The organism is Winogradskyella sp. UBA3174 (assembly GCF_002364335.1).
Lineage (GTDB): Bacteria > Bacteroidota > Bacteroidia > Flavobacteriales > Flavobacteriaceae > Winogradskyella.
On sequence record NZ_DEXW01000053.1, the window covers coordinates 1 to 7,336 of the forward strand.

Sequence of the window (7,336 nt, forward strand, 5' to 3'; positions counted from 1 at the left end):
TTTGATATTTCTATTGAAGTTGGTGCAGGAGGCGAGATGAAATTCATAATGGGCTATTTGGCCAATGTCAACAAGCGTATTTTAACCTCTGCAACAAAAGGCGCTTCGATTCCTGCGTATTTAAAAATGGATGGTGGGAAAACGTTGAATTACTTAACTGAAAAAGCGAGTTCCAAACTGACCGTAAAAACGGTGTTGTCGCCATCAGCAAATAAGCACAATACTTTGGTGGATTTATTACATCATTTAGGTAGCGAACCTGGCATTGTATTTTGTAATAAAAAAGAACGTCTCGAAGATTTAAGTCGTTTCTTAGATAAGCGAAAAGTAGCACATACTTGTTTTCATGGAGGTATGGAACAACGCGATCGCGAACGTGCCTTAATCAAATTAAGAAACGGATCTGTATCTGTACTTATTGCCAGTGATTTAGCAGCACGAGGTATCGATATCCCAGAGATGAGTTATATTATTCATTACGAAATCCCAGAAGCGTTACAAGAATACACCCATAGAAATGGTAGAACGGCCAGAGTTAATTCTAAAGGGACAGCCTATCTTATAAAAGGAGACAAAGAAGTGTTTCCTGAGTTTATAGAGAAATCTAAAATACAAATGCTTTCTAAGGCAGGTGAAATTAAACCACCATTTTGGACGACCTTATTTATTTCTGGTGGCCGAAAAGATAAAATCTCTAAAGGTGATATTGCAGGTCTGTTTTTTAAACAAGGTAATATTAGCAAAGATCAGCTCGGCGTTATCGAATTAAAACAGGATTGTGCTTTTGTAGCGGTTCCTGTTAGTATTGCAGATGACTTGGTGGCTAAATTAAATAATGTGCGTTTGAAGAAGAAAAAGGTTCGTGTTTTTCTTGTTTAATTTTATCTGTTACAAACCAACCCATGAAAAAACCAAGTTCTAAATCTTTAATTATTATAGCGTTTATAGCTATTTATGTTATTTGGGGTTCTACCTATTTGCTCAATAAAATTTCAGTAACCGAGTTACCTCCTTTATTTCTGGCAGCAATACGATTTTTTGTCGCAAGTATTTTAATTTTTAGTATCGCCAAAGCATTAAAGTTTAGCCTTAAAATCACTAAGAAACAACTCTTAAATTCCACGCTTGTTGGCTTTTTGTTTTTGGTGTATGGTAATGGTGTTTTCGTTTGGGCTTTAAAATATGTTGATAGCGGATTTGGCGCTCTATTAGCCTCTACGCAACCGTTGTTTGTATTACTACTAATGCGATTAATGGATCATAAAAGAATGAGACCAAAATCCCTCATAGGAGTTGGACTAGGAATAATTGGGATGTATTTACTGGTGACCCAAAAAGAATTGGTAACTAACGAAGAAACCCTATTAGGTGTTTTTATGATTTTTACCTGCGTTTTCAGTTGGAGTTATGGTAGCGTTTTTGTCGCCAAAGCAGATGTGCCAAAAAACTCTTTTGTTAGTACAGGCTATCAAATGGCAATTGCTAGTATTATGTTAGCCTGCGCAAGTCTATCGTTTGGCGAAACTTGGACGCCCCCTTTACTTTGGAGTCCTAAAGTTCAATTGGCGATGTTAGCACTGATCACATTTGGAAGTATTGTAGCATTTACTGCTTTTAATTATCTTTTAAAGCAAGTCTCTACGGAAAAAGTAGCGACTTCAGCTTATGTAAATCCTATTGTAGCTATGGCTTTGGGATGGTATGTTTTAGACGAAACGCTAAGCATACAATCTATAATTGCTGCTGTAGTATTGCTTACAGGTGTTTATTTTATTACGACGAGGAAGAAAGATGGTGTTTAGGAATTGTATACGAACAACTCCGACTGTTTTATCAGATACGTTGAATAATGTGGGTTTGAAGAAAGAAAAAGTGGATGGTTTTACAGCCACTTTTTTATATATGTAGGTTGCACTAAAAAATGTAATACCCAACAGACAGCTGGAATGCCGCGTTTCTAGCATCCATATTATCTATGACATCAGTAACACCAAAATTATAGCGTACCTGTGCAAAAAACTTAGAAATTTCTATTCCGGCGCCTAGAGCACCACTAAGATCAAAACTTTCAGGATCCCCAAGATCTGAGGTATCATTCACCACAAAACCAAATTGTGGACCAGCTTCGACACTGAAAATCTTTGCGAATTTTAATTTAAATAATACAGGAACGTTCAAATAGTCAATATCAATATTATCAATTCCTTGAGCAGAATAGATAACCTCTGACTGAATAGCAAAAGTACCTAATAAACTAAATTGGGCCACGGCTCCAATATGATAGCCGGTTCTTCCATCTATATTGTCACTAAAATCCCCATTCAGCGTAGCAAAGTTGATTCCGCCTTTTAAACCGAATCTAAAGTTTTGTGCCTGTGATGTAATTGTGAAACTCATTACGGCAATGGCAATTAAAAATAGCTTTTTCATGTATTTATATTTATTGTTTTTGAAAGTTCACATGCTGTTCGCTAATAATCAACCCCTTAAGGGAACATATTTTTAACATGCTCGTTTCATAATTGTAAATTTATAGGTTTATATAAGTCAAATATATAACGTATTCCTGTAAGAAAAAATTAGAATTATCATAAAATTATGTTTTTTTGGAGGTGTTGCGTGAAATTTTTTTGAGGTGATTGTAAAAACCTCTTTTTTAAGCAAGGTCGTACAGCTAAAGTGGCCATTAAACACTATAGAATTGAAACATGACTATTATTTTTGCTGTTTCTTATCCTAATGCTGGTGACTTTATTGAAACCTTGATTGCGGTGTCTTTGAACTAGAAAACCATTTGGATTGAAGTCATCTAAGCATAATTTTGAAAAAATAGACGTCATTAAAATGCGAATGCATAAAAATAGCAAACGTTTTAAAATTGATTGAAACATCAGAAAGTCTAGATAAGGCGAAATAGCCAAAAATGAAGGCCTCCAAACAAGCACTCTCAATCTTAGAAGCCTAAGTTTAAAACCAAAAGGCTTTACTGTTATTCCAGCGCTTTTTAAACAGGAAACAGATCATATTACTGATGTTATAAAATCCATAAGCGTCGTTTATAACCTTCTAATGGGAAATATAGGAGCCACTGTTTCTGCAAAGAATATACCTGTTTCACTACATCAAATTAGATTAGTAGACTGTAGCATTAGGAATGAAGGCGGCTGATAAATTCTAAACGCTATACCTGAGTTCTCCTTAAAACGGTCTGTATTGATCTGAAAAAATCCGTGGATCAGCTAAAAATAGAAGATAAGGTTTATAGCAGAGCTTATTAGTGGTGTTATTAAAAAATAAAATATCTTTAAGGCATCTATTATCAATCGAATTGACGCTGTCTGTATCTCTAGAAACAAACAACAGCTAAAGGCTAATAGCTAAAAACCCTATGCCGTCAGTTTGAGTCTTTCGAGTGAACGAGAAATGTATCGAGAATCAGTACTGTTTAAGACGCTTCGTGCTAAAATTTTTAAAAAATAACCGGAAGTAACCCAGATCATAAGGTTCAGTAAACAGCGAATAGCTAAAGGCTAACATCTAAATCTTCACCAAAAGCGGTCGCAATATCTTCTGAATATCCATGTTATTTTTCTGCGGAATAAGAAATGCCTCCAAATCATCAATATGATTAACGGCTTCACCTTTTTCAATAAAACCGTAGCCTGCATAAGCACCTCCTTTAATCATTACAAATGCATCTTCATTGGTGTTTCTACCTTTTTCCTTTAAGATGATATCATCTTTATTGTCCGAAATATCATAAATAGCTTCGAGGACTCTGTTGTTGTAATCTTCAACAGATTCGTCATCTTTACAAATGCCTTTACAGTTTTTGATGTTATAATGCGAACATTCTGAAACGGCTTCCTGTAAATGGCAATATTTAGGACATAAGTTATACTTAGCACAGAGCTTCTCAGTAAAAGCACGCAAATCTCTAACGTTATAAAACGTGATGATCGGATTAGGCACCAAACGCCCTTTATTACTTGCCAAATGCAGAATCCCTTTGCGATCCTCGTAAGAGAATATCGAAAACGACTGAATGGTACGTTTGGCCACTTTATTATATATAGGAAAGTGATGTTTAATAGCAGCATCTTCCATTAATAAAGCCACTAATTCACTACCAGAATTCTCAAAATCAATATCACCAGTTTCTCTAATCATGTCTAAGGACTTTTTGGTCTTGCTATAAAAATGACTGAGCACGCGTTTTTTAATATCCTTGGCTTTACCTACGTAAATCACTTTTCCTTTTATATCCTTAAAATAATAGATACCAGCTGTATTTGGTAAGTTTTTAAAGGTTTCTTTGGGTAGGTTAGGAGGTAAAGTAGATTCTCGTGAGTTTTTATTTAAAAATTCTTTGAATACAGCATCTGCTTCGGATTGTTGTAATAGTAAACCAAATAAAATTACAGTCGCTTCAGCGTCACCTCTGGCGCGGTGTCTGTCCACTAAATTGATATCTAATCCTTTGCACAATTTCCCTAAGCTGTAAGATCGATGCCCTGGTAATAAACGTCGCGATAAGCGAACGGTGCAGAGTTTCTTTCTATTAAATTCCATGCCAAGACGCTTAAATTCACTTTGGATGACATTATAGTCAAAGTTAACGTTGTGAGCCACAAAAACAGCATCTTCAGTGATGCTCAGAATGTCATTAGCAACCTCCTCAAACGAGGGTGCATTAGCGACTAACGCATTATCAATACCAGTAAGTGCTGTAATATGAGCAGGAATAAAACTATTAGGATTAACTAGTGATGTGAACTCATCGATAACAGTTTCTCCATCGAATTTAAAAACGGAAATTTCGGTCATGCGATTCGTTTTTCCTGTGGTTTCGACATCGATGATGGTGTAGATCATGTTTTAGTGCTTGCTTTTTTAAGGGTTACCGCTTTTGGATTTTTATCTCCATAGTTTTATGGGTATGCAAGATAATTACTTTTCATGGTATCTTGAAATTTAGAGCGGCTATTGTAAGTCTATTTTTTGAGATATATCTTGATTTTTTTCCCTTGCTTTTGACAGTTTAAATTAATAGACTCAAACGCTGTCCTTATAAAATCTAAGGTTTTGATTATAAAGTTACTGCAGCTATTAAAACTGAAGAGGTCAACTCAAAATAGAGTTGACCTTCTGCATTCGTGTTAAATTCAAAATTTACTAATTCTCCAATAGGTATTTTTATCAATTCAACACAACGTAATTTTTTGTAGTGGAAACGTGATGGCTAGAATTAAAGCACATCGTGTTTTTTTTATCTTTGTAATACATAACAAAACTATACATTAAGTATTACTAAAACTATACGTAGTAGGGTATATAAAATACGTATGCCTACGTAGTGATTATATGAAACCAGCACCACTTTAAAAGACCATAGCCAATTCGTATAAATTTTGATAACGTTTACGCTTAATTAGAAACTTTAAAAATAGTATCAATTGATCTTAAAGTATCCATGAAATAATATTTTACAACTAATTTTGTAAAAAAAAAAGAGAATTTGAATACAGAGAAATTACAAAAAAACAATTTGAGTACGGAGAAAAAACAATTATGGGTCAGCTGGAATGAAAATATAAAGCATCGCTATAAAACCATTCACGCTATTGACAATGAAGACCAATTTGCCCAAATCATTAAAACATCTGAAAATGTGCGGTATTTTGGTAATAAACAATCCTCGTCAGACATTTGCGCAGGCACAGAAACCTTAATTAATATTGAGAATTACGATCAATTACTAGACACCAATACAGAACTAAGAAAAGTTACCGTTCAGGCGGGTATGAAATTAAAGGATTTATTAGAGTTTGTAGAATCCCAAAATTGGTGTATTCCGTGTTTACCAGATATTAATACTGTAACCATTGGTGGTGCATTGGCTACAGGAACACACGGTACGAGTGGTAATATATTAGCTTCCTATGTTGTAGAATGTCGTTTTATAAGTGCAGATGGTTCTATTAAAATCATTACAGCGGAAGATGAACTTATGGATGCTGTACGTGTCTCGATGGGAGTTTTAGGCGCGTTCTCCACAGTAACGTTTCAATGTGAAGAAAGTTACACCTTGCATTTAACGGAAGGTCCAGAAAAGGATAAAGATTGGATGCCTCAACTTCAAAATTATATAGATACTTATGCATTTTTAAGAATCTTATGGTTGCCACACACAGATGTAGGTTATGTGATTAAGGGTAATAAAGTGCAAGCAGATAAAGTAGTTGAAGAAAACTTAGGGCCTAAATATTTAAAACACAGACGTAAAGCCTCTAAATTACTTTATAAATACAGCCATGTCGTACCATGGTCAACCTACTTTGCAAATAAACTATTATATCATGGTTTCTTTAGCAGCAAAAAAGAGCATAAAGGGAGTTTATACCAAGCTACAGTAACTAAGTCTAGAGGGTCTACACTAGAATTAGCGGAATGGACCATTGCTTTAGATGTATTCCCACAAGTGTTCGAAGAGTTGAAAACCGTCATTAATAGTTTTAAAAATAATTCTTTTATTCATATTCCTATGGATATCCGATTTGTAGATGAAGACCAATCTTGGTTAAGTTATGCTTATAAACAAAAGACGGTCACTATGGGTTGTGTGTCTAGAAATGCAGCAACGGCAAATAGTTATGAAGCTTTTGAAACCATAGAACGTATCTTTTTAAAATATGGAGGACGACCACATTGGGGAAAACGTTTTGCAGCAAAGGAAGCTGACTTTTCTAAAGTATATCCGAAATGGGAGGCTTTTAAAACCTTACGAAAGCAAATGGATCCGACTAACAAACTTTTAAATCCTTATTTAGCAAGTCTATTTGCTGAAAAAACTAAAGTGTATGATGATTAAAGCCGTTTTCTTTGATTTCGATGGTGTCATTACAGATAGCAAGCTTATTCACGATGCATCGTGGCGTTATGCGGTTAAAACCATTTTGAATGTAACTGTTGACGAACTTCCCGAACATAAGATGTCTGGAAAAGCACCCAAATTAATTGCGCAAACGCTTTGTGAGCTTTTCGATAGTGAAGCTAACCACGAAGGGTTATTGGCGTGTAAGAATGGGTATTTATATAATCATTTACAAAATACAGAACCGATAGAAGGAGTAGCGACTCTTTTTCAATTGTTGAAAGACAAAAATATTCCTTTTGGTATTGCGAGCAACGCGAGCAAACACTTTGTGATCCAATGTCTTAAAAACTGGAATCTCGATGTGGCTGTTGCCTTTGGTTACGAAGATTATGACCAGCCGAAGCCTAATCCTGAACCTTATCTTAAATTGGCGAATTTCTTTAATCTAAAGCCTGAAGA

The 7,336-nt window shown here is 35.0% G+C and carries 6 protein-coding genes; 4 read left to right on the top strand and 2 right to left on the bottom strand.

The genetic code is table 11. The features are described 5' to 3' along the window. Together B2U95_RS09780 and B2U95_RS09785 are read left to right on the top strand one after the other, a co-directional pair. On the top strand, positions 1-879 hold an 879-nt coding region (locus tag B2U95_RS09780; protein WP_296315666.1), incomplete at its 5' end, for a helicase-related protein. A gap of 23 nt (positions 880-902) precedes the next feature. Next, entirely contained in the window at positions 903-1,802 is a 900-nt protein-coding gene (locus B2U95_RS09785) for an EamA family transporter (protein WP_296315667.1), read from the top strand. Positions 1,803-1,914: 112 nt separating this feature from the next. On the opposite strand, the gene B2U95_RS09790 is transcribed toward B2U95_RS09785, so the two are convergent. Continuing rightward, positions 1,915-2,430: a porin family protein gene (locus tag B2U95_RS09790; RefSeq protein ID WP_296315670.1), complete on the bottom strand. Its 516-nt coding sequence runs from the start codon at positions 2,428-2,430 to the stop codon at positions 1,915-1,917. A gap of 1,107 nt (positions 2,431-3,537) precedes the next feature. Continuing rightward, positions 3,538-4,875 (bottom strand): exonuclease domain-containing protein, encoded by a 1,338-nt coding sequence (locus B2U95_RS09795; protein WP_296315673.1) that lies wholly within the window; start codon positions 4,873-4,875, stop codon positions 3,538-3,540. Between the two features lie 673 nt (positions 4,876-5,548). Here B2U95_RS09795 and B2U95_RS09800 point away from each other — a divergent pair. Together B2U95_RS09800 and B2U95_RS09805 are read left to right on the top strand one after the other, a co-directional pair. Then, on the top strand, positions 5,549-6,871 hold the full coding sequence (locus B2U95_RS09800) for a D-arabinono-1,4-lactone oxidase (protein WP_296315678.1): 1,323 nt from the start codon (positions 5,549-5,551) through the stop codon (positions 6,869-6,871). Then, on the top strand, positions 6,861-7,336 hold a 476-nt coding region (locus B2U95_RS09805; protein WP_296315681.1), incomplete at its 3' end, for an HAD family hydrolase. The genes B2U95_RS09800 and B2U95_RS09805, both read left to right, overlap by 11 nt.